We start from the raw sequence: 23,072 nt of genomic DNA on the forward strand, positions 1-23,072 counted from the left end.
TCAAAAAGTGAAGCCGAAACGCGTGTAGATGCGGGCGTCGTCGCGTCCGTCGGAGGCATTGCGCGCGCCGGTCGGAAGCGCGGCGCTGATGCGCCATTCGAAATTGGCGTACTGCGGCAAGCGGAAGGTCAGGCCCACGCCGGCGGCATCGAAACTGGCCGGTGTCAGGCGGCCATTGGCGGCGAACACGCGGGCGTGGTCGGCGAAGACATCCAGCTCCAGCAATTCGCGCCAGGGCCGGCCATTGAACGGCGATGCGGCGTCGGCAAAGCCGGGGGCGTCGATGTGGTATTCAAGCGCGGTGTAATACCCGCGGTCGCCCAATGCATCGGAGACCGGATAGGCGCGCACGCTGTCCGGCCCACCGACAGCGAACTGCTCCATCGGGGTCAGCGTATCGTCGCTGTATTGGCCGTTGAACTTGAAGTAAAGCCGCTGCGTACGGGTGAGGTATTGCAGGCGCGTGTAGGCGAGCCGCGCGATGGTGAAATAGCTGTCGCGACCGGGGCTGATCTGGTCCACCGGCGCCGAGCGGTCGCGCAAGGATTGGCGCACGCTCACCTGCAGCAGATCCACACCGCGCCAGCGCAGATCGGTGCGCCGCAACGACAGGCCCAGTTCGGCGACATCGAACTGCTGGTCGGACAACTGCATGCCCAGCGCACTGAGCTTGGATTGCTCGCGCAGATAGCGCGCCGAGCCATGCAACTGCAGCGTTTGGCTGTTGATGAATTTCCAGTCGGCGCCGGTGTAGACGATGGAGGTCGGCCCCTTCAGGCCAAGTCGGGCGAACACGCCGTTGCGCACTTCCAGTTCGCTGCGGCTGGCGCCGATCACCGCGCTCAGGCCGGACACGCTACCGATCGGCAAGCCATACGACAGCGCGCCGATCTGGCTCTGCTGCGGCGCCAGCGAATAGGCGTAGTTGGCGGCGAACACGTCGCCCAGGCCGAGCGGGCTATTCCAGGTAATGCCGGCCTGGGCGCGATAGCGGCCGGTCAGCTCGGTGCCGTAGTTGTTGCCGCCCAGGGTGATCACATACGGGCGGGCGGCCTCGCTGGCGACCAGCACCACGTCGGTCTCGCCTTCCTTCTGGCCGGGCTGCAATACCGACGACACCGACACCCCGGGCAGATCGCGCGCATACAACAGCGCGGCGTCCACGTCCTGCTTGCGCAGCGGGCGGCCCTGCAGCTGGCGCAGCGGTGCCGACAAGGCGTTGCCGCGGTAGCGTGCGGCGCCCTGCACGCTGATCTGGCCGATGCGCCCTTCCAGCACGCGGATCTCGATCAGTTGATCGGGCCCCGGCGTCTGCGCCGGCAGATAGGCCGTGCTGACGATGAAGCCGGCCTGGCGATAGGCGCGGGTGATGGCATCGGCCACCGCCTGGAGCTGGTCGAAGCGCAACGCCACCACCGGCTGGCCCTGGGCCAGCTCGGCGAAGGCAGCGTCGGCCACGGCCTGCATGCGGGGCGGGTCGATGCCGGCCTCCGGGTAGTGGCCCACATCGCGCACGCGAAAGCCGCGCACCTGCAGGGTGACCGCATCGGTCCGGTCCTTCATGGCCGGCACCGCCGCTGCGGACTGCGCAGCAGCCGTGGCATCGGTCGGCGATTGCGCCCACGCGGGTGCGGCCAGCTGAAGACACGCGGACGCCGCCGCGGCCAGACACGTCATACGCATACGTCCATTTCCCCTGAGACCATCCGTTGTTGCGCATGGCCGACGTGTCCCGCTGCATAGACAGGCGCCAAAGTGGCCACTGCACAGCGGGTGGCGTGTCTGACCTCGCCACTTGCTGAACGTCGATCAAACCCTGACGTACATTTATGCAATGTTAGCAAGATTATTGCGATGAGCATCACAATTACGAAGACTGCGACCACCTGACTGCGCAGTTTGCGTGTGACCCGATACCCCGAAAGCGGGCGCGTCCGAGCATCAGACGAACTCGGCAAGGCGTTGCGCAGGGTCACCCCTTGGGTCTGCCGGGCGGCGTCCAGCACGCGCCGACGGCGTGCGCGGTATTGCTCGCGGTCGAGTTGGCCCTGCTGATGGGCCAGCGCCAGCGCCTGCAGCTGCGCATTGGCCGGGTGCGCAGCGGCAGCGGTGGGCGACGGCGGGGTAGCGCTCATGGCAGCTCCCGCAGCACGCGCAGGCCCACGTCCGGTTGCGCCGAGCCGTTGTCGGCACGGCTGGCCTGCACCGTGCAATCGGACCAGTAGCTGGAAAAACTTCCGCCGCGCGCCTGCAGGCCTGTTCCGGTCGACACCCACTCCCAGACATTGCCCGTGAGATTGATCAGGCCCCAGGGATTGGCATCGCGTCCGCGCGCCGACACCGGTGCGCGCGCAGCATCGCCAGCGCTGGCGTTGGGCGGCACGCAATTGCTGTCTTCGGCCTGCCGCCAGTTGCTGGCCGCCTGCGCGGCATGCAGCCATTCGGCATCGCTGGGCAGGCGGTAACGCCAGCCGCCGCTACCGATGGTGAGCCAGCGCAGATAGGCCTGCGCCAGGGTCAGGCTGATGTTGCGCACCGGCGCGCGCGCCAGTTCCGGGGTGGCGGCGGCCTGGGCGGTGCAGCGGCCGGTGGCCTGGCAGAACAGGTTGAAATCGGCCACCGCCACTTCGCCGCGCGACAACGCATACGGCTTGCCGCCGGCGATGGCCGGGATCACCACCAGCATCGGCGCGCGGGTCTGCCCGAGTGTGTCGAAGCACGCCGCACCACGCCCGGCCAGGCCGGCGCAGGGATCCGGGCCGGTGGGCACCGGCGGCAGGCTGTCGGCATCGTCCACGTTGGCGGGCAATGCCGCAGCGGCGGCGGGGTCGCGCGCAGTGGTTGGGGTGGCGGCGGCAGGCCTGGCAGCGGAATTGTCGCGCGCCGGTTTTGCGCCGACGGCAGGCGCAGCTGTCCCGGTGGCGCTGCCTGGCGGCACGCTGTCGTCGGCCGGCGCATCGGCGGCGCGCGCGCGTTGCAGACGCGCCGACAACGAGCCTTCCGGCAATTGGCCGGCCGCCTTCATCTGCGCCTCCAATTGCGCCAGCGCGATGGCATCGGTGCGATAGAGCGTCTGCAGGCGCCCGGCGAGTTGCTGGCGTTCGCTGGGCGGCAGAGCGCCAGCAGTCATCACTGCGGCGGCCACCGCATAACGGGTTTGCGCGCTGCGCAGTTCGGCGCGCTGGCCGAGCGTCTGCAACCCTTGCCTCAGCAGGTCGGCCGCCTGGGCGTATCGCCCCTGTGCGAACGCATCGCCGGCGGTATTGCGATACACCTGCGAGAGCAGTTGCGGGCCTTCGCTGCGCAACAGCGGATGGCCCGGTTGCAGTGTGCGAATGCGCGCCAGTGCGTCGCGGGTCTTGCCCAGATCGTTGGCGGCGGCGGCGCGGCGCAGCGATTCGATCCGCGCGGCCAGTTCGGCCTCGGCGCTTTCGCGTGCCAGCGCTTGTTCGAACTGGTGCTCCAGCGTCTGCAGGCGCATGCGCTGGGCCAGCAGGCTGGCCGATCGCGGGGCCAGGCCCAGGCCGAAATCCACCAGCGCCTGCGCGCCAGCCAGCTGTGCGGGGTCGCTTTGTACGGCGACCGCCGTGCTGATGGCCTCGGCCAGCGCGCTGCCCTGGCTGCTGCGCTCGGCCGCCGGCAGTGCGGCCAGTTCGGCGTCGATGCGCGCGCGCCAGGCCGGGTCGGTACTGGGGTTTGCCAGATCGGCAGCCAACGCCGTGCGTGCGCTGTCGGCATCGCGCGGCGTGGCGGCAACCGGTGTACGTCTGACTTGCTGCTCGGCCACGCCGACCTCGGCGCTGCGCAACTGCAGGCGCAACGAGTCCGGGAAGGCTGCGCGCGCCTGTTCTACTTCGGTCCGCGCGGTGGTGAGTTGCCCGGCGGCCACCGCCTCGGCGATGGCCGCGTCCAGCCGTACTTCGAGCGCGGAATGGCGCAGCAGGCTGCTGCCCGGATCGATGCGTCGCACCTGGTCGAGCGTGGCCAGCGCGTTGTCGGGCTGGGTGCGGAACAACAGCCCGGCATCGAGCTGGCGGTTGAGCGTGGTGTCGAGCGCGTTGAGGCGTTGGTTCTTTTCGCGTTCGATGGCCTGGCGGCGCGCATCCAGCGCGGGCGAATACAGCCGCAGCCGGTCGCGCAAGGCGAACACCTGCAACGCGCCGCGGTAATCGTCGCGGCCGTTGGCCGGATTCCACAGCGCGTCCAGGCGGCGCAGCAGGAAATCTTCGATGAGGTCGCTGCGGTCCATCAGCACGCGTCGGCGGTCGTCTGCGCTCAGGCTGGACAGCGCCTGCATGGCCTGGGTTTCGTCGCGGTAGTGCTGCGGGTCCTGCGCACCGAAGCGCGCGATGACCTCATCCAGATGGCGTTGATGCAGATAACGCGATGCGCCCCACCCGCCCACGCCCACCAATGCGAGTGCGGTGGCACCATAGCCGATCAATGGCAGCGCGCGCTCGCGCAGCGGCACCTGGCGCAGGCCGTCGAGCAACTGGTCCACGCGCGTGAGCCGCTGCGCAGCCGGGAACGCTACGGCCGCGCACAAGGTGGCGTACTGGCGACGGGTCAGGCCCGGCACCGGCCGCGGGCGGCGGCCTTCGCGCAGCGCCACTTCGGCGCTGAGTTTGTCGAACGGGTGCTTGCCGGTCAGCAATTCGAAACACACGCAGCCCAGCGCGTACAGATCGTCGGCCGGTGTGGGCGCTTGGCCGCGAATCATTTCCAGGCTGGCATAGGCCGGCGTCAATGCGCCCAGCGCTGCCGCATCGAACACGGTTTGTTCGCCCGCCACCTCGGCCGCATGTTTGCCGGCGCGCGCAATGCCGAAGTCGAACACCTTGGCCACGCCATCGCGGGTGACCATGACGTTGCCGGGCTTGAAATCCGAATGCACGATGCCGGCCGCGTGCGCGCGCATCAGCGCGCGGCCCATCCCATCGATCAGCGGCCAGGCCTGCTTGAGCGGCATGCCGTTGTAGGCCTGCTCGCGGATCAGCGTTTTCAGATCGCAACCGTCGATGTATTCCATGGTCATGAAGACCAGGGTGCGATCCTTGTCGAAGTCGTACACGCGCACGATGTTGTCGTGCGCCAGTTTCTGCGAGCGGCGTGCTTCGCGCTGCAATGCGACCAGTGCGTCGGGATGGCGGCGGAATTCGTCGCTGAGCACTTTGACCGCCAGCCACGGGTCGCGGTCGCGCGCTTCCACCTTGCGTTCGTCGCGCGCCAGATACACCACGCCCATGCCGCCGCGGCCGAGTTCGCGTTCGAGCTGGAAGCGGCCCTTGAGCAGGCTGCCGACACCGGCATGATCGCCGCCGGCTGCTTCGGCCAGGTGCTGCCAGCTGGACACGCTGGCGGTACCGGCCGTGCCAGTGCCAGTGCCAGTGCCGGTCTGCGTGCCGAGGTTGGGGTGCGTGGCCAGCCCCAGGCTGGTGAGGCTGGGTGCATCACCGGACACGAGCTGCGCCGGTTGCACGCGGGTGATGTCGTTTTCGGCCATGCGCGCCGGGCCCGGTCGTGGCATCACCACCGTGGCATCGTCGTCGACCACGGTTGGCGTGGGCGTTGGCTCCTGCGCTGCCGATGGCGCAGGCGCAGGCGCAATCGCAGGCGCGCGATCGCGCAACGCATCCAGCCGGCTCACCAGGGTGGTCACGGTGGCATCGTCGAGCAGGTGCTGGCGTTGCAGCGTCCACAGCGTTTCCACCCCGGCGCGGTATTCGGCCTCCGGCACTGCAGCGCGCCTGCCCAGCGCGGCCAGGACCGCGTTGAGGTCGAGTGCGCCGCGGCGCATGGCGGTGACCAGTTCGGTCACGGTGGCGGTGTCTTCGTGCATGCACTTACTCCTGCAGGCGGACGACGACGGCGGTGACGTTGTCGCGTGCCGCCCTCCCCATCGCCAACTCGAACAGACGCGCCAGCAGCGCGCGCGGATCGCCGAAGCGATGGCATTCGGCATCCAGTTCCGGGTCTGGGATTTCCTTATTGATGCCGTCGCTGCACAACAGGAATTGCGTGCCCGGCAGGCTCGGCGTCAGCACCCAATCGACGAACAGCGGCTCCTGCGCGCCGACCGCGCGCGTGAGCACGCCGGCCGCCGCAGCACTGGCCTGCGCACCGCCAAACTGGGTGATGTCCTCGCGCACGCCATGCACGTGGTCGCGTGTGAGCTGACGCAGCGGGCCGCCGTGTTGCGCATAGATGCGGCTGTCGCCGACCCAGCCGCACAGCATGAAATCCGGGTCGTGCACCAGCACCACCACGGTGGTGGCGATCATGTCCACGCGGCGCTCGCGCGCGACCTGCAGCAGCTCGCGGTTGATCTGCGCCAGGGTGTCGTCGATGGCATCCAGGAAATCGCACAGGTCGGCCGGGCGCACCAACGCCCTCAGCCGCTGCACCAGCAACTGGCTGGCGTAGTCGCCGGCACTGTGGCCACCCAGGCCATCGGCCACCACCCACAGCCCGGCGTCTTCGCGCAGCAGCAAGGCATCTTCGTTGAGACGGCGCACCTTGCCGGTTTCGGTGTGCCCGGCCGATTGGTAGGGCGCGTTCATCGGGTCACCTCGGTGATGTCCTGCTCGGCCAGCAATCAATCCAGATACGTCTCTGCAGTGGGCAGCCCATGCATTGCCTGTGCGGCCGCACCGAGTCGCCACCACCACGATTCGCCGTGCACCGGTGCGTACGTGCTGGAAGGCGCGGCCGGCACGCCGAGCGCAAGCAGCGCCGCATCGAATCCGGCTGCATCGGTGCGCGCGCGCAAGCTGCGGCCCAGGCACGCGGCCACCGCGCCGAACCATGCCGCCGGCGGCAGGCACATGTGCGGCAAGGGCATCGCCACGGTCAGCGGAAAACAGCGCCCCACGCGGTCTTCGCCCGGGCCGAGCATGCCGGCCCAGGCCTGCGCCCCGCACACGCCCGGCCCCAACGCAAACGCGCGCAGACCGCTGTTGCGATACGCGCCAGGCCAGTGCTGCCCGAGCGGCTGGCGCACCGTGTCCAGGCAGTTGGCGAAGTGCAGGTCCCACGTCTGCACGAAGCTGGCCGGCAGGCGCCGCTGCACGAAGTCGCCCACGCCAGGCAACTTGCCGTGGAAGCCGAGTGGTTCGTGCGCCGGCATGCTCATCCGCCGCACGCGAAGTGCTGGACGTCGCGGTCCAGAAACGGGTGGCGCAGGTTGCCGGCACGCAGCGGCACCTGCACGTCGTGGCCGCCAAGCGCGAAGCTGGCGACAAAGCGCAGATCCGATGGGTTTTCCAGGTGCCCGGCCTGCAGCGCACGGAACAGCGCCCAGTCGCCCTGGTAGTCGAGCGTTCCCAGCGCCACGCCATCGGCGCCGAACGCGGCGATGGAAACATGCCCCGGCACCGGGCCGGGCCAGATCATCGGCATGCTTTGCGCCGCGCCGGGCTGGTAGTCGTAACGCTGGCCTTCGATATCCAGCGTCAGCCGGGTCACGCCCTCGCCCAGCGTGGGCGCCAGCACGGTAAAGCCGATCTGCGGCGTGGGCCCGCCGCGAAAATATTTCTGCCGGATCCGTTGCGCCAACTGCAGTTGCACCGGCAGACCGGGTGCGCCGATGACCGCGTCCGGGCCATCCTTCCAGCGCCATTGCGGGGACTGGGTGTCCAGCAGCGGTTTGACGGTGCCGGTGTAGAGCGTCTCCAGACGCCCACCACTGCCGAACAACTCGCCGAAATTCTGCAGCGGAATCTCCACCTGCGCCTCCGGATCGAACGGGTAGCGGCCACGCACGAAATCCGTGCACACCTCGCCCACCGATTGCCTGACCTGCGCATCCAGTGCGGCGCGTGCACCCTGGGTCATCAAGGTGGCGCTGCTGCCGGCCAGGCTCTGCAGCCAGTCGGTCACCGGCGGTGGCAGTTGCGCCATTTCCTGCCGGGCCAATGCCAGTTGCGCGTTGGCCGCCGCGGCATCGCCGCCGCCCTGGGAGATCACCAGCAATTGCTTGCCGAGCTGATCGAGCACGCTCAGCAGATGGTCCAGCGGCGTGCTGCCGGGCGCGCCGGCGGCCAAGGCGTTGAGCGCCAGAAAATGCTCGCTGATCGCCGCACCCGGTGCCGGCGCCGCAGCTGCGGCACCATCGGCGGGCGTGGCCAGCGCGGCGCTGATCGCCGCCCCGCCGGGGAGTTTGGCCGCGGCCGCATTCGCCTTGGCGCCTGCCGAGCTGGCGGCAGCCGCCAGCGCGCGTTGCGCGGGGTCTGCCGGCGGTGCGCGGTCCATCGCCTGGGTGTGCTCGCCCACCACGCCCAGCAGCAGCCGCAGGGGCGAACTGGGCCCGGCCAGCTTGGCGGCAGTGGCGCTGGCACCGGCCAGATCGGCCGAGGGGCGCAGTTGCAGATCGGCCAGCAGTCCATCCCAGTAACGGATGTAGTCGGCCGTGTAGCGCTGCCCCACTTCGCGCACCAGCGTGGCCCTGGCAGACGCATCCAGCGCCGCACCGCCGAAGACCCAATCGTCGCGGCCGAAGCGTTCCACCGCCTGGCCGATGCCCTCGCGTTGCAGGGCGGCGAACACCGGCTGTGTGTACAGCGCCGGCACCGGCATGGACAACGCCGTGCCACTGCGGCGCACGAAGGTGTCGGCCAGCAGGCCCAGCGCTTTGTCCAGCCGCAACGGCGTGCCGTCCGGCGGGGTCAGCAACAGGTTGCCGTAGATCAGTGTCGACAGATCGGCGGCACGCAGGCTGGCACGTGCCTGGGCGATGCGTTGGTTGTCCAGCGACAGCGCACGCACGTGCGTGGGCGACTCCAGCACCGCCTGCAGATGCGCACTCAGCGCCTGCTGCAAGGCCGGCTCGCCCGGGAATAATTTTTCGGCTTCGATCGCCGCCAGCGCGCTGAGTTGCGCCGGGTCCAGATGCTGCGGCTGGCCCAGCATCAGATAGCCCTTGAGCGTGTAGTACAGCGCCTGCGGCGCCTGCGCGTTATCCACCAGACCGGTGCGCAGGCGCACCGCCAAGGCCGGCAACAAGGTGGCGTTGAGCTGACGCAGATAGCCCGCCCGCACTTGCTCGCCCAACGCCTGTCCCTGGAACAATCCCATGCGCAACGACCACGGCGCGCCGGCGTGATACTGCTGCGCCACCTTCACCACCGCCTGCGTCGCATCGGCTTGCTGCAGGGTGCGCGCGACGTACTCGGGCATGCCGGTGGCGGCATGGGGATCGGGCACTGCCGGCCGCGCCTCCAGTGCAGCACGTACCTGCTGCAGGTACGCACGGTTGCCCAGGTAGCTGAGCCCCAACCCGGCCAGCGCGGCGCCGGTCAGCAACGCCACACCCGCGTACGCGGCGGCCTGCAACCACGCCCTGCGGCGCTGCTGGGCGGGCGGAGCATTGGCCAGGCCGGATTCGCGCAGCACCACCTCGCGCAGCAGCCGCTCGACGAAGAAGGTGCGGCGTTGCGCGCCCGGTGCCTGCACGCGCGCTTCTTCCAGGCCGAAGGTGCGCGCCACCGCGCCCATCATGCGGTCGATCGGCGTGCCGTCCTGGGTGCCGGAGGTGAAGTACACCCCGCGCAGCAGCGGTGCCGGGCCATACGCATTGCCGGCGAACGTGCCTTCGACAAATTGCCGTGCACGCTCGCCAAGAGCGGCAACCTGTTGCGGAAACGACAGGATCGCCGCACACCGCAGACGGTCGCGCTCCAGGTTCAGGCGTTCGAACAGGCGCGCGCTCAGCTGCTGCTGCAGCACGCCGAACTCGTCGGCGAACTTGCGCGCCGCGTGCCCGTCCAGGGTCTGCGCCAGCGCAAATGTCATGCCCCACACCTGGTTGCGCTGCGCCGGCGTCAGATCGTCGAAGAACTCGCCGAAGCCGCCGATCAGATCGCACTTGGTGAAGATCAGATACACCGGCACGCTGGCCTGCAACTGCTCGGCCAGCTCGTCCAGGCGGCGGCGGATCGCCTGCATATGCGTGTCGCGCTCGGCATCGTCGAGCAGCAACAGGTCCGACATGCTCATCGTCACCAACACGCCGTTGAGCGGGCGGCGTGGGCGATAGCGTCGCAGCAGGCGCAGGAAATCGCGCCACGCGCCGGCATCCACCGCCTGATCCGAATCCTGCGTGGTGTAGCGCCCGGCGGTGTCCAGGAACACCGCTTCGTCGGTGAACCACCATTCGCAATCGCGGGTGCCGCCGACGCCGCGCAACGCCGCATCGCCCATGCGCGCAGCCAGCGGAAACTGCAGGCCCGAATGCTGCAGCAAGGTGCTCTTGCCCGAACCGGGCGGGCCGATCAGCGCATACCACGGCAGCGTATACAGATCGGCGCCGCCGCGCCGCTTGCGTAGCAGCTGGATCGCCTGCTGAAAGCGCGCCTGCAGCTGCGCGCGTTCCTGTCCGCTGCGCAGCTCGCGGTCGTCGTCGCGGCCGGGCGCCGCCAGGGCGCTGGACAAGGTCGCCGCACGCGCCTGCCTGCGCCAGCGGCGCAGCGCCAGCACACCCACCCACACCACCAGCAGCAACACGATCGCCAGCAACCGCGCCGCCACGCTGCTCAGCGGGCTCCAGCCGGCCAGCGCCACATACGGCCCACCCACCCACAGCAACACCGACAGCAGGCACAGCGCCAACAGGCCGACCACCACCGTTGCGCTCAGCTTGGACAACAGCGTCTTCATCGTCATTCCCCAGGCTGGAACAAGATCTCCACGCGGCGGTTGCGCGCGCGGTTGGCCGGTAATTGCACCGGCTGTGCGATCGGTTGCGAAGCGCCGGCGCCAATGGCTTCCACCCGCCCCGGCGTGCTCAGCTGCGCCTGCAACACCTGCGCAAGCGCCTGCGCACGCGCGGCCGACAAGGCGTAGTTGTCCTGGAAGCGCAGCGAGCGCACCGGCACGTCATCGGTGTGCCCGACCACGATCACCCGCCCCGGCAATTGCTCGATGGCCGCTGCAATCTGCGCGATCAAGCCGCGCTGCTGCAGCTCCACCTCCACCCCGCCGGAGGCGAACATCGCCGCGCTGCTGAGGCGCACGCGCGTCTGCCCGTCGGCCTGTTCGTCCACGCGCAGCAGGCCGGCGCGTTCCTGCGCGGAGAGCAACTGCTTGAGCCGCACCGGAGGCGGCGGCACGGGTGCAGCGTCCGGCGGCGTGGCCGGCGCAATTCCCCATTGGGCGGCCTGCGCACTGATCGGTGCGGACAGGCTGTTCAAACGCGCCTGCAACCACACGAACGCCACCACCACCAGGCTCAACCCCAGCAATGCAGCCGCCCACACCGGCAGATAACGGCCCAGCCGGCGGCGGTCTTCCACCCCGCGCCAACGCGGCGCCAAGCTGTCCGGCGCGGGGCCGCGCGCCGCACGGATGCGGCGATAGACATCCTCCTGGATGGCCGCCAGCGTCGCGATGCCGCCGGCCTCGATCTGGTAGCGGCCGACGAACCCCAGCGCCAGGCACAGGTACATCAACTCGATCAAGTCCAGATGCCGCGGCATATCGGCGCACAAGCGCTCCAGGATCTGGAAGAACTTGGCGCCGCCGTACGATTCGCTGTGGAAGGTCACCAGCAAGGTCTTCTGCGACCAGCCGCTGCGCTCGCCCCACGGTGCGTTGAGCACCGCTTCGTCCAGCAGCGCGCACAACACGTAGCGCGCGGCGGTGACCGCTTCCACCGGCGCGCCTCCATCGCGCGCACGGTGTTCGAAGCGGCGCACCTGCGCCATCACCTGCTCGCGCAGGCGGGCCACATCGGGCGATTGCGCACTGTGGCGCAACTGCACCGCCAACAGCAGCAGCGGCGTGGCGGCCTGCACCAACGGGTTGACGCTGCGGCCCAGCAATTCGCTGATGTCGGTGTCTTCGCTGGGCACGCCGGTGCCCCCTGCGGCCGGCAGCGGTGCGGCGTAGGCTGGCGCCAGATCGGCAACAGGTCGGCTCATGCTCAGCTCCGGATCGCCCACAATTGCAGGTCCAACCCGGCGAATTCGCTGCCGAAGTGGAATGCGATACCGCCGGAGGTCTTCAGCGTTCGCCACAACGCTGCGCTCTTGTCGAATTCGAAATACAGATAGCCGGCGTGATACGGAATCTGTCGCGGCGCCACCGGCATGGGCGTGGCCACGATGCCGGGCAACTGCAGATTGACCAGATCGCGAATCTGCTCCACCGGCCCGATCTTGGCGTGCGCGGGCAATTGCCGGCGCAACTCTTCGCTGGGCATGTCGGCCTTGGCCGCGAGCACGAACGCCGCGCTGTCGAGCAGGCCCGGGTCCGGCACCATCGCCACCCACACGCCGAACTTGCGCGCCTGGATCGGGAGCGGCGTGGCGGTCTGTTCGAGCACTGCGCTCAAACTGCTGCGCAAGGCGCCGATCACCGGCTCGAAGCTGTCCTGCTGCGATTGGTGCCGATAGGCAGGCCATGCAGGCGGGCGCTTGCCGGCAGCGGTGAACGTGCTCAGTTCACCGGCCAGCGCCACCAAGGCGCGAAACAACTCTTCCGGATGCGCCAATGGCGCGGCCGCCCAGTGCGCCATCTGCGGCTGCCAACGGTTGACCAGCTGCAGCAGCAGAAAGTCTGCGATATCGGCCGCACCGCCGCGATCGGTCAGCGTCACGCGCGATGCCAGCGCTTCGCCGCGCTGATGCAACAGACCGAGCAACTCGGTCAGAAAGGTGGTCAAGCGCGGCGCCGCCTGGCATACCATCGCGCTGGGAATGAAATGCGGGTCCAGCACCACCTGACGGTCGGCGCGCATCTCGATGATGCGCGCCACCGCGATGCGGTCCAGCCCCTCCAACGGTTGCGAGTGCGGCAGCAACCGCGTGCTCAACCCGCCGACTTCCATCAACACCGCTTCGCTGGTGCTGCCGGAGGCGTCGTTGCTTTCGGTCTCGCGCACGCGGTAGCGAAACAGCTGATCGGCCGGCGATTCCGGGCGCCCGAGTTCGGGCTGCGCCGGCACCCGCAGCGGTACGGTGAGATAGACGATCTGGTCGCGGCAGTTGGGCTCGACCTCCAGCGCAACCGGCAGCGGGTCGTCGCCCGGCATCGCGAAGGGCGTGCCATCGGCGAACACGCCACGCGCGCGCCGCAGGCCCAGCTTGCCCACCGCCAGCAGGTCGCTCTCCCATTCCAGCTCGCTCACGCCCCAGGCATGCGGCCGCAATCGCGCGGCACGCAGATCGACGTAGCGCTCCAGGTAGCGCTCTTGCTGCTGCAGATGCTGCGGGCGCAGGAACAGCCCTTCGCTCCACACGACCTTGTTGTTCTGCATGATGCACTCGCTGAGGGAGGTCGGCCACCGATGCAGCGCACAGGCATCCGCACCGCGTCGCATGCGACCTGCCAGGCACGCTGCAGGAACGTCGATGCGCTGCGTTGTTGGGTGCATTGAGGTGCGTTGCATGCTGCACGCCTGGCGGTCGTTGCCGACGCAAGCCCCGCACTGCCGATGCGTGTCGGTGGAGCGATTCTGCGGCGCACCCGAGGTGCTCACCCGTCAAAATGTCTCAGCCCCCCGGCCTCGACCGCAGGCGGCGATATCATCCATCCGAAGCGGTATCGGGCTGCCGCCCAACTCAGACCGGCGGAACTCTCGCCGAGCCATGCAGAACTGGAAGATGTGCTGGACGACTGCCGCTCCAGCCAGCGACGCCATTGGCGTGCTCTGAACCCGATTCGCTCAACACATCGCCCGACGTCAGGCACCGGATCGTTTTTCTCCAACTCTGCAAGCCCGCCCCAGCGATGACGACCCACGTTGGCGGAGGACAACGGATCGGGCCGCGATCGATCGCGCTTGACCGAAAGCGATCGGCGATTTGGTGCCGGCCATCGTCGACCAGTGGGCCAATCAATGCCGCCGTGCCGATTTCAAGCGCGCCAGTTGCGCCTCGTAGGCACGCGCGAACTCATCGCCGAACAGGCGACGGAAGCAGTCGTCCGGGTCGCTGCGCAGCTGCTCGAAATTGTCGCGGTAGCGTTCCCAGTAACGCCCCTTGCCACCGAAACCCAGGCGCTTACCGCCGGCGTCGGCTTCCTGCTCCAGGCGGTCCGGGCTGAAGTGGAACAGCATGGCGTCGAAGGCCGCGCGCATGCCGGCCAGCATCGCCATCTGATGGCAGCGGATATCGTCGAAGGCATCTTCGAACGCTGGCACCCCGGACAGAAACGACGCGCTTGGCGGTGCGAGCAACTTCTGCAGCGCATCTTCGGCGGTGGCGGCGAACTTGAGCGGGTTGTTCTCCGAGCGTTGGATCACCGTGACCGGCAAGCGAAAGGTGTTCTTGATCTCTGCGCGTGCACGCAGCACATCCATGACGCCATCGACCACGATGGCGAAGATGCGATCCAGCTCCGGCGGCACTGTTGTTGCCGCCGATGGTGCGGTTGCAACCGACACCGCCGCCGGCGGCGCGAATGGCGAGGCCACCGGCGCGGCCATGGGCGCTAACGCAGGCAATGGCGCGGGCGGCGCAAAATCGCCAAGCGTCATGTCCCAGTTTTCCGGCAAGGTGGCGCGCGCATCGGGACTGGCCGGTGGACGGAAATGGTCGTGGCTGGCGTTGCTCTGATTCCACGCGCTGGGGCTGGCATCGCGTGCCGGTGCAGGCGACGGGTCGAGCAGGCGCAACGGATCCAGCTCGCCGGGTGCGCCGCTCAGCAGCAGATCGTCCAACAACGCGTCCACTGCAGGCCGCGCAGAAGGCGGCGTACCGAACTCCAGCAGATCCAGGCACGCTGTGGCGGAGGGGGCACGCCGCGTCGACGGCGGCGGCGCAACCTGGGTGCGGTCGTCCATCGCATCTGGCAGCGGGTCGAATGCCGGCGCCGGCGTCGGGGCTGCAGCCAGCGATTGCACCTGCACATGGATCTCGAAGCTGTCCAGCTGCAGGCGGTCGCCATCGCTGAGCGCGGACGGGTCCGCACGCGTCAGCGCAGTGCCGTTGAGCGACATGCCGTTGGTGCTGCGGTCCTCGATGAAATACATCCCGTTGAGAAAGCGCACCACCGCATGCGTGCGCGAGACACCGGGCGCGGCCAGGACCCAATCGCTTTCGTCGGAGCGGCCGATGCTGCCGCCGGTGCCGGCAAAGCGCTTCTGCGCGCTGGCGCCGAACTGCGCGGCCTGCGCGCCGCCGACGGTGAGGATCAACTGCGAACTGGACACGCCATGGGCTCCTGCAAAGGATCACTGAAAGTGGCCGCCGGCAAGCGTGCAGGCCGGCGGAAAACGCTGGGGACATCGATGCCGCACGCCTGTATGCGGCACGCAGGCAGCCGGTACACAGACCTGCGTCCGCCGATGCGGATCGGCACGCGCGCCCAGCGCAATAGACTTGTGCAAGAAAGCCTGTCGGCGCCGTTTCCGCGCGTGGACAGCGCACCCGCACGCGCAGCCAAACGCCAACGGCCATCGGCGCAATCGACCCCGCCCGTTCGGCGATCAGGCGGCTTCATGGCGCCCCCACACTGGTCAGCAGCTCCATGGCATGCGCTGCATAGCCGCTGCGCCGCGCTTCCAGCTGCGCCGGCTCGCGCGCGGCCAGCAAGGTGATGGCGGCGGCCACCGCGCGCGCAGTGAGATGGTCGGCCGGCGGCACGGGCGTGGTCTGATGCGGCGGCGCTAGGCTGCCGCCGGACCAGGCCACTGCCGCCGCCAGCCACGCACCCAGGGAGACATAGCCGCCGGCATGCGCAAATGCCTGCGCGGCGCGACGATGCGCCTCGCTGGGCTCGCGCACCCACTTCTCGGCCAGTGCCGCGCCGGCACGGTCTTCCTCGTCCAGGGTTTCGCCGCGCACGCATTGGCACAGCCAGGCCACCGCGTAGCGCTTGGGCAGCAGGCGCGCGAGCAGCTTGATGGCATCTTCGCCATGACCGCTGGCCAGCAGCGCGCCGACCGCCGCTTGCGGCGCGATCGGCGTACTAAGCTGCGCGCAGGCGGGCGCAGACAACTGCATCTGCGCACAGGCCTGCGCCAGCGAGAGCGTGGGCGCGCTCATCCGATCATGATCAGGCCGCCGCCGACCTGCACCAAGGCGTCGGCCTTGATGCTGACCAAAGGACCCTTGAGCGTGGCCGAGGCACCGGCTTCGGCACTGAGCATGCCGCCGGAGGTCAGTTTAAGCGTGGCATCGCCAGCCACTTCGGTGGCCGGCGATTTGGCCTGCAGCTGTGCATCGGCAAGGAGCTTGATGGCGGTGGAGGTGATCTTGGCTTCCGAGCTGGCATCGACCAGGATCTTGATGCCGCTCAACACGATCTCGCCGTTCTGCTTCATCACCAGGCGCGCGCTGCCGGTCACCAACTCGATCTCTTCGCCGGCTTTCAGCAGCAGCTTCTTGCCGACATCCACGCTGTCGTTATTGTCGATACGCGCGCTGCGGTCGTGCTTGACGGTCAGCACCCGATCGTTGTCGATGGTGCTGGTGTGATCGTGCTGCACTTCTTCGCGCAGATCGCGTTGCGCACGCAGGTAGAGCTCTTCTGCGCCGGCCTTGTCTTCGAATCGCAGCTCGTTGAAATCGGCAGTGCCGCCCAGCAGGCTGCGGCTGCGCACGCCGCTTTGGGTCTTGTTGTCGGGCAAGGAAAACGGCGGCGCATGGTCGCCGTTGTAGACGCTGCCCACGATCAGCGGGCGGTCCGGGTCGCCTTCCAGAAAGCTCACCACCACTTCCTGCCCCACGCGTGGCAGGCTCATCGCGCCCCAGCCCTTGCCCGCCCACATCGAGGCCACACGCACCCAGCACGACAGTGCGGCATGCGGGCGTGCCGCAGTGGCCCAGTGAAAGGTCACCTGCACGCGGCCATGCGCATCCACCGCAATGTCCTCGTCGGTGTCGCCGGTCACCACCGCCGTCTGCAGGCCGGCAATGGTCGGCGTTACGGTGCGTTGCAGGCTACGGAACGGCAGCCGGCTTTCCATCACCTGCACGCTGCTGGAAAACGGCGGCTCGCCGCTAGCGTGTTCGGGCGCGGCCAGCGTGGTGTGCGCCGACAGCACCAGATATTCCTGATTGAGTTCGGCACGCGGAAACCCGCGCAAGCGAAACAAGGCACCGACCATCAGGCCGCAGGCATTGGTGGTGGCTGCATGGCTGGCGCGCTGCACGTTGTGCGCCTCGCTGCGCACCTGCATGTAGCGATTACCGTCGGTTTGCACTGTATGCGCACCGGGATAGTCGAAGGCGATCAGACCATCGACGGTGTGCAACTGTTCGCCGCTGGCGTCGGCCTCGGCGGCCAGCGATGCACGCGGCTGCAGCGGGTCGTAGTCGGTGCTGCCATGCTGGCTGGAATGTACGCCGCGCGCACTGCGCCAATGGCTCACCACCGAGCGCATCAGGCGCCGGTCGTCGGTGCCCGGCGGCGCATACGGCAAGCTGTCCACGCCATTTTGCGCTGCATGCGCACCCAGCGCATCGGCCAGCACCAAGGTATGCGCACTGCGGCTATGGGTGAAGTAGTAGTAGATGCCTTCGCGTTCCAGCAGCCGGCTGATGAAGCTGAAATCGTCCTCGCGGTATTGCACGCAGTAGGTGCGCTTGGCGTACTGCGCGCTCAACTGCTGCTGCACATCGCCGTAGCCGATCTCGCCCAGCACGCTGGTGACGATCTCCGGCACGCTCATGTCCTGATAGATACGGCAATCGCGGCGCTGTGTCAGCAGCCATGGTTTGGGCACCACCTGCAGTTCCAGCACGGCGTACTCGAGCGCATCGACCACGGCGTAGCCGTTGTGCGCGCAACTGGCCACCATGCCGTGATACCAGCGCTGTTCGCCCTCGCCATCGGCCAGTTGCACCGCCACTGGCGTGCCAAGCAGATCACGCAGGTTGGGCTGCAGCTCGGTGCACAACGCATCGATGCGGTAGTCGAACAGCTGCCCCAACGCTTCGCTGGCCTGCATGCGGTGCAGCAGCAGGCGCTCGCCAAGGTCGGAGTGCAGCATGATGGTGCGCGGCATCGAAGCATCCACAGGTGATGGGGCAACGCACGTTGCGCTGACCGACGGCGCTGTGTTGCGTACCCGCACGTGCAACGGCAGGCGGCTCGGGCACGGCAACCGTCACGCACATGCTCACATGCGTGCGTGCGGCAAAGCCGACATTTCGTCTCAGGCCGACCCAGGCGTGCGCGCGGTCACGACCCAGCCATGCACCGGCTGGCCGCGTTCGCTGCGCAGCACGTCCAATTCCAACGCGATCGGCTGCAGACCAGCGCCTCGCAATGCGGCGCGCACATGCGCATGGCTGTGCCGATAGCGCCCGCTGGCATCGAGTTCGACCCGGTCGCTCCGCGCGTCCAGCGCTTCGACCGTGAAGCCCAGCACGCCCCCTGGCGTGAGCGCGCCAGCAGCGGCAGCGAGCACCGGCTGCAGCGCACCGAAGTACACCAACGTGTCGGCCGAGCCGATCACGTCCCACTGCGCGTGCTGCGCGTGCAGGTATGCAGTGAGTTCGGCCACGTCGAGGCGATCGTAGCCACCGCGTTGGCGTGCCTTGGCGACCATGCCCGGCGACAGGTCCACACCCACCAGTTCACGTGCATACGGGCGCCACAACGGCGCACACAGCCCGGTGCCGCAGCCGGCATCGAGCATGCGCAAGCCTGCATGCGGTGGCGCAAGGCAGGCCGCCAATGCCTCGGTCAGCCGGTGCGGCGCGCGGTACTCCAGGTGATGCAGCAACTGTTCGTCGAAACTGTCGGCAAAGCCATCGAACAGTTCACGCACATAGGTATCGCCAGCACGCGGCGGCGGTTCGGCACCACCACAGGCCGCCAGCATATGCGTCGCCACTGCGTTGCCCGGCTCAAGCGCCAGCCAGTCGCGATACACCGTTTGCGCCTGCGCCTGCTCGCCCAACAGGTAGAGCCCGGTGCCCAGCGCCTCGCGGGCGTGCAGGTTGTCCGGTGCCAGCGTGCAGGCCTGCTGCAGGCACTGCACCGATTGCTGCAGATGCTCGGCGGCCTGCGCGTTGTTGCGCAGGAACAGGCCGAGCAGGTAATGCGCATGCGCGGACTGTGGATAGGTGTGCAACAAGGCCGCATAGGTGACGAAGGCTTCTTCGCCGCGCCGCTGCGCTTCCAGTACCGCTGCCAGATTCGCCAGTGCATCGGCATGCGCAGGCGCCAGCGCCAGCGCGCGGCGATAGCAGCGTTCGGCATCGCGCAGGCGGCCGCATTCGCGGTGCACGTTGCCCAGGTTGTTGCAGGCATCCGGTTGCGCGGGCGCCAGCGTCAACGCCTGGGTGATGGAGGCCACCGCTGCGGCGCTGTTGCCGCGCTGATGCAGCAGGATGCCCTGGTAATGCAGCGCGTCGGCATGCCCGGGCTGATCGTCCAGCAGCTGCGTGTACAGCTGCGCGGCATGTTCGAGTCGGCCACTGCGGTGCGCGGCGATCGCCTGCTGCAGTGCCTCGGGGTGTGGCTGGGTCGCAGTTTGCATGAGCTTCTCCAAAGACACGGCAACCGGTGGTGCGGGTACGAACCTGAGCGCGGAGCGGCACGGCGTCACGCCTGCAACGCGCAGCCAACACCACGACCGTGGTGCTGACGCGCCGGGGCAGCCACTGCCTGGAATCGCTGCGGGCACTGGCAGGCCTGAGTACCTGCGCATGGGCGCGATCGGCGGACAACTGGCGGCAGCCTGCCACCGGTCACCAACCGCCCCACCGCACCGCTCACCCGATCAGCACGGTGAAGCAGCCCAAGGTGATCACCCCGCCATGTGCGGTACTGTCGCCCAGGCGCGCAGCAGGCTGGCCTGCGATCAACACGGTCGGTGCGCCGGCCACGATGCTGTCCGGCGGGCCGACGCATACCGCCATGTCGCCCAGCCGCGCCGCCGGCAGGCCGCCGATCAATACCGTTGGCGCACAGGGGCTGACGATCGGCCCGCCCACATGCGGCACCACCCCGGTCACCATGGGGCAGACATGCAAATCGGTCAGGCGCGCGGCGGGTTGCATCGGCACGCTTCGGTCGTGGCCATGCACGGCACTATCCAGCCAGGCCGCGCCGGTCACCCGACAATTCGTCTCAGCGCTGCGCCACCGCGGTAGTGGCCTCTGCCTCACGGCTGTCGGCCGGCGGCGTCGCCGATGCCAGGGTCTGGCGCGCGGCGCGCAGTGGCGCGTCTGCATCGCCGAAAATGCCGGTAAGAATCTGCAACGCCTGCCGTGCATGATCGCGCGCCGCCACGGTCTGTCCCAGCCTGCGCTCGGCTTCGGACATGCCGCGCAGGATCTCGGCCGTTTGCGGATGCGCGCGCCCCAGCACACGCTCCGATGCGGTGAGCGCGGCGCGCTGTTCGGCCAGCGACGCGTCCACCTGGCCGTCGTCCAGCAGCCAGAACGCATGGTTGCTGCGATAGGCGATGGTGACCGGTGCATCGTTGCCGAAGGCCGCGCGCGCGCGCTCCAGCGCCCTGCGGTAGTACGGCCCGGCTTCGGCCACCTTGCCCTGCTGCCGCAACGCGCCGGCCAGGTTGCCTTCGATCATCAAGGTGTCGGCGGCGCTCTCGCCATACAACGTGCGTGTGACCCGCAGCAGCGGGACGAGTTCGGCTTCGGCACCGGCAAAGTCGCGCTGCATCAGCAGGAACACTGCCAGGCTGTTGCGCATCGACACCACCAGTGGATGCTCGGGCCCGCGCATGGCCATGCGCTCGCGCAACAGGCTGCGCTGCAAGGCGATCGCCGGTACCAGCTGGCCGTTATCGGCCAGCATGGCGGCGTAGCTGTTGCCGGCGTCGATACGCTGGTCCGCGCTGCTGGAGGCATTGGCCAGCGCAGCGACATAGGCATGCCGGCTCTCTGCCAACGCATCGCGCATGCGGCCCTGTTCGCGCAGGGCCCACGCCAACCACGCACGCAGCTCGTTGCCCATGGCCTGCTGTTGCGCATCGCCGCGTGCTGCCTGTGCAATGCCCTGGCGCAAGACACGCTCGGCGTCGCCGGGTTTGCCGTCACCGGTGAGCGCCTGTCCCAGCATGGAAGCGGCCTTCAACGCCGGCAGGCTGCCCGCGCCGGCGGTCTGCTGCGCCAGGGTCTGTGCGATGCGCAGATGCTCCACGGCCTGCGGGAAATTAGCCAGCGCAATGAGCGTGCGGCCCAGCGTCAGTTCCACCTGGGTGCGCGCATCGGGCTGGTCGGCCAGCTCGCGCGCCGCACGCTGCGAGGCCTGCTGCATCACGCGCAGCATCAGGGTCTTGTCCAGGTCGCGCGCCACACCAGGGTCCACGCTGGACAACACCGAACTCATGAAATCGCCGGTGACCTGCGCGCGTTGGGCATCGCGCGCGGCCTGTTGCAGCGACCACAGCGTGGCACCCAGGCCGGCGACCACGGCGATCGCAGCCAGGCCGGCGGCGGCGACGCCGCTGCGATGACGCTGGGTGAATTTGCGCAGCCGCAGCCAGCGGCTCGCCTGCAGGGCGCGCGGCGGGTAACCGTCCAGCCAGCGATGCAGATCGTCCAGCAGCGCAGATACCGATGCGTAGCGCGCACCCGGTTGCGGTTCCAGGGCGCGCAGCACGATCGCATCCAGCCCGTCGCGCAGTTGCTCGTGTAGTTTTTGGTAGGTAGTCGCGCGCGCCGCGCAGATGCGCGCACGCGCATCGGCCGGCACTGCTGCCACCCGCTGCGACGGCGGCTGCGGCACCCCGTCGCGTCCGGCCACTGGCGCCAGCCCGCAACTCAATTCGTAGAACATCGCTCCCAGCGCATAGATATCGCTGCGTGCGTCCACATCCTGCGCGCCGCGTGCCTGTTCCGGGCTCATGTAGCCCGGCGTGCCGCGATCATGCGCGTAGGTCATGCCCGGGTTGGTCGCATCGACGGCGATGCCGAAGTCGATCACCCCTGGCATCGGCCGCCCGTCGATCTCGCTGACCAGCACGTTGCTGGGTTTGAGGTCGCGATGGATCACGCCCTTCTGATGCGCGTGCTGGACTGCCTCGCCGACACGCAGCATCAGCAATACGCGCGCATGCAGCGACAGGCGGTGTTCGTCGCACCACCAGGTGATCGGCTCGCCGCGCAGGTATTCCATCACCAGGTACGGCTGGCCGTGGGCATCGGTGCCCACGTCGTGTATCTGCGCGATCGCCGGGTGCACCATCTGCGCCAGCAGCCGGCACTCGAATTCGAACAGTGCACGGCCCTGCGCATCCAGCGCATCGGCAGCCACCAGCTTGATCGCCACCTCGCGCTCGTACGCGCCATCGGCACGGTGGCCCAGATACACCTGGCCCATGCCGCCAGCGCCGATCAGGCGGTCGATCGCCCACGCACCGAAGCGTGTGCCGGCCGGCAGTTCCGGTAATGGCGCGCGCAATGCGGCGACGGCCTGCTTCAATGGCGCCCGCACGCGCAAGGTGGCCTGCGATTCCACCGCCAGCATCGCCAGCAGGTCGTCGCGCAAGCTGGCGTCGTCGCCGGCCTGCGCGCGCGCGAATGCCTCGCGCTCAGCCGCAGGCAGCTGGCAGGCCCGATGAAACAAGGCTTCCAAACGTTGCCACGCGGTGGCCGCCAGGCTCACAGCTGCGCCGCCAGCCACACCCTGGCAAAACGCAGATCGCGCTCCAGCGTCGGCACCGACACCTCCAGCTGTTCGGCTGCCTCGGCCACGCTGAAACCCACCAGCTCGGTCAATGCGAATGCCTTGGCTTTGCGCTCGTCCACCTGGGCCAGCTTGTCGAAGGCATCGGCCACCAGCATCAATGCCTCCGGCCGTGCGGCGCCGTCGGACAGGCTGATGGTCAGCGTCACCGCCTGCCCCAACCGCTTGGCGCTGGCCTGCTGGCGCGCCAGATCCACCAACAGGTGGCGCATCTGCAGCGCAGCCACCGAATAGAAATGCGCCCGCGAACGAAAACCCTGCTGGCCCTGTTCCAGTCGCATCCACGCCTCGTGCACCAGCTCGGTTGCCTGCAAGCCGGCGCGCGCGTCGCGACGCAGTTCGCGCATCGCGGTGGCGCGCAGCACGTCGTAGACCTGGCGCGCCAATGCGTCGCCCGCGCCGGGTTCGTCGCGCTGCCAGGCCTGCAACAACTCGGTGATCGGCAGCTCGGACATCCAAGCCCATCT

15 protein-coding genes are annotated in these 23,072 nt (G+C 68.7%); all 15 read right to left on the minus strand.

What is annotated here, in order from left to right:
• The 15 genes from AMD14_RS21035 to ecfK all read right to left on the minus strand — a co-directional run bounded on the left by AMD14_RS21035 (window position 1) and on the right by ecfK (window position 23,060).
• Entirely contained in the window at window positions 1–1,677 is a 1,677-nt protein-coding gene (locus AMD14_RS21035) for a ShlB/FhaC/HecB family hemolysin secretion/activation protein (RefSeq protein WP_040107696.1), read from the minus strand.
• Window positions 1,674–2,135, minus strand: a complete 462-nt coding sequence (locus AMD14_RS21040) for a hypothetical protein (protein ID WP_011052740.1) — start codon at window positions 2,133–2,135, stop codon at window positions 1,674–1,676. Before AMD14_RS21040 ends, AMD14_RS21035 begins: the two co-directional genes overlap by 4 nt.
• Window positions 2,132–5,839: a bifunctional serine/threonine-protein kinase/formylglycine-generating enzyme family protein gene (locus AMD14_RS21045; RefSeq protein WP_011052741.1), complete on the minus strand. Its 3,708-nt coding sequence runs from the start codon at window positions 5,837–5,839 to the stop codon at window positions 2,132–2,134. Before AMD14_RS21045 ends, AMD14_RS21040 begins: the two co-directional genes overlap by 4 nt.
• Before the next feature lie 4 nt (window positions 5,840–5,843).
• A complete protein-coding gene (locus AMD14_RS21050) occupies window positions 5,844–6,560 on the minus strand; it encodes a PP2C family protein-serine/threonine phosphatase (protein WP_003487360.1) in 717 nt (238 codons plus the stop codon).
• A 35-nt stretch (window positions 6,561–6,595) separates the two neighbouring features.
• Window positions 6,596–7,132 (minus strand): type VI secretion system-associated protein TagF, encoded by a 537-nt coding sequence (tagF, locus tag AMD14_RS21055; protein ID WP_015463726.1) that lies wholly within the window; start codon window positions 7,130–7,132, stop codon window positions 6,596–6,598.
• A complete protein-coding gene (tssM, locus tag AMD14_RS21060; protein WP_011052743.1) occupies window positions 7,129–10,659 on the minus strand; it encodes a type VI secretion system membrane subunit TssM in 3,531 nt (1,176 codons plus the stop codon). The genes tagF and tssM overlap by 4 nt, the downstream gene beginning before the upstream one ends.
• On the minus strand, window positions 10,656–11,936 hold the full coding sequence (gene icmH, locus AMD14_RS21065) for a type IVB secretion system protein IcmH/DotU (protein WP_015463727.1): 1,281 nt from the start codon (window positions 11,934–11,936) through the stop codon (window positions 10,656–10,658). The genes tssM and icmH overlap by 4 nt, the downstream gene beginning before the upstream one ends.
• On the minus strand, window positions 11,918–13,252 hold the full coding sequence (tssK, locus tag AMD14_RS21070) for a type VI secretion system baseplate subunit TssK (protein WP_011052745.1): 1,335 nt from the start codon (window positions 13,250–13,252) through the stop codon (window positions 11,918–11,920). Before tssK ends, icmH begins: the two co-directional genes overlap by 19 nt.
• Before the next feature lie 579 nt (window positions 13,253–13,831).
• On the minus strand, window positions 13,832–15,148 hold the full coding sequence (tagH, locus tag AMD14_RS21075) for a type VI secretion system-associated FHA domain protein TagH (RefSeq protein WP_011052746.1): 1,317 nt from the start codon (window positions 15,146–15,148) through the stop codon (window positions 13,832–13,834).
• Window positions 15,149–15,434: 286 nt separating this feature from the next.
• Complete coding sequence (locus tag AMD14_RS21080; protein WP_003487349.1) at window positions 15,435–15,983, minus strand: DUF6931 family protein; 549 nt, start codon at window positions 15,981–15,983, stop codon at window positions 15,435–15,437.
• Complete coding sequence (locus AMD14_RS21085) at window positions 15,980–17,947, minus strand: type VI secretion system Vgr family protein (protein WP_015463729.1); 1,968 nt, start codon at window positions 17,945–17,947, stop codon at window positions 15,980–15,982. The genes AMD14_RS21080 and AMD14_RS21085 overlap by 4 nt, the downstream gene beginning before the upstream one ends.
• Window positions 17,948–18,097: 150 nt before the next feature.
• The gene (locus AMD14_RS21090; RefSeq protein WP_011052748.1) at window positions 18,098–19,429 is read right to left on the minus strand and encodes a tetratricopeptide repeat protein; all 1,332 of its coding nucleotides are present in this window, start codon (window positions 19,427–19,429) and stop codon (window positions 18,098–18,100) included.
• A 235-nt stretch (window positions 19,430–19,664) separates the two neighbouring features.
• Window positions 19,665–19,979 (minus strand): PAAR domain-containing protein, encoded by a 315-nt coding sequence (locus AMD14_RS21095; RefSeq protein ID WP_171843867.1) that lies wholly within the window; start codon window positions 19,977–19,979, stop codon window positions 19,665–19,667.
• Between the two features lie 43 nt (window positions 19,980–20,022).
• Window positions 20,023–22,542, minus strand: coding sequence for a serine/threonine-protein kinase (locus tag AMD14_RS21100; RefSeq protein ID WP_015471428.1), 2,520 nt, complete (start codon window positions 22,540–22,542; stop codon window positions 20,023–20,025).
• Window positions 22,521–23,060 (minus strand): ECF-type sigma factor EcfK, encoded by a 540-nt coding sequence (ecfK, locus tag AMD14_RS21105; protein WP_003487343.1) that lies wholly within the window; start codon window positions 23,058–23,060, stop codon window positions 22,521–22,523. Before ecfK ends, AMD14_RS21100 begins: the two co-directional genes overlap by 22 nt.
• Window positions 23,061–23,072: the final 12 nt, after the last annotated feature.

It is taken from the genome of Xanthomonas citri pv. citri (assembly GCF_000961215.1).
GTDB lineage: Bacteria > Pseudomonadota > Gammaproteobacteria > Xanthomonadales > Xanthomonadaceae > Xanthomonas > Xanthomonas cissicola.

Bases quoted from the DNA above. Each gene is read 5' to 3' on its own strand.
- AMD14_RS21035 (WP_040107696.1), bottom strand. From the start codon at position 1,677: ATGACGTGTCTGGCCGCGGCGGCGTCCGCGTGTCTTCAGCTGGCCGCA.
- AMD14_RS21040 (WP_011052740.1), bottom strand. From the start codon at position 2,135: ATGAGCGCTACCCCGCCGTCGCCCACCGCTGCCGCTGCGCACCCGGCC.
- AMD14_RS21045 (WP_011052741.1), bottom strand. From the start codon at position 5,839: ATGCACGAAGACACCGCCACCGTGACCGAACTGGTCACCGCCATGCGC.
- AMD14_RS21050 (WP_003487360.1), bottom strand. From the start codon at position 6,560: ATGAACGCGCCCTACCAATCGGCCGGGCACACCGAAACCGGCAAGGTG.
- tagF (WP_015463726.1), bottom strand. From the start codon at position 7,132: ATGAGCATGCCGGCGCACGAACCACTCGGCTTCCACGGCAAGTTGCCT.
- tssM (WP_011052743.1), bottom strand. From the start codon at position 10,659: ATGACGATGAAGACGCTGTTGTCCAAGCTGAGCGCAACGGTGGTGGTC.
- tssK (WP_011052745.1), bottom strand. From the start codon at position 13,252: ATGCAGAACAACAAGGTCGTGTGGAGCGAAGGGCTGTTCCTGCGCCCG.
- AMD14_RS21080 (WP_003487349.1), bottom strand. From the start codon at position 15,983: ATGAGCGCGCCCACGCTCTCGCTGGCGCAGGCCTGTGCGCAGATGCAG.
- AMD14_RS21085 (WP_015463729.1), bottom strand. From the start codon at position 17,947: ATGCCGCGCACCATCATGCTGCACTCCGACCTTGGCGAGCGCCTGCTG.
- AMD14_RS21090 (WP_011052748.1), bottom strand. From the start codon at position 19,429: ATGCAAACTGCGACCCAGCCACACCCCGAGGCACTGCAGCAGGCGATC.
- ecfK (WP_003487343.1), bottom strand. From the start codon at position 23,060: ATGTCCGAGCTGCCGATCACCGAGTTGTTGCAGGCCTGGCAGCGCGAC.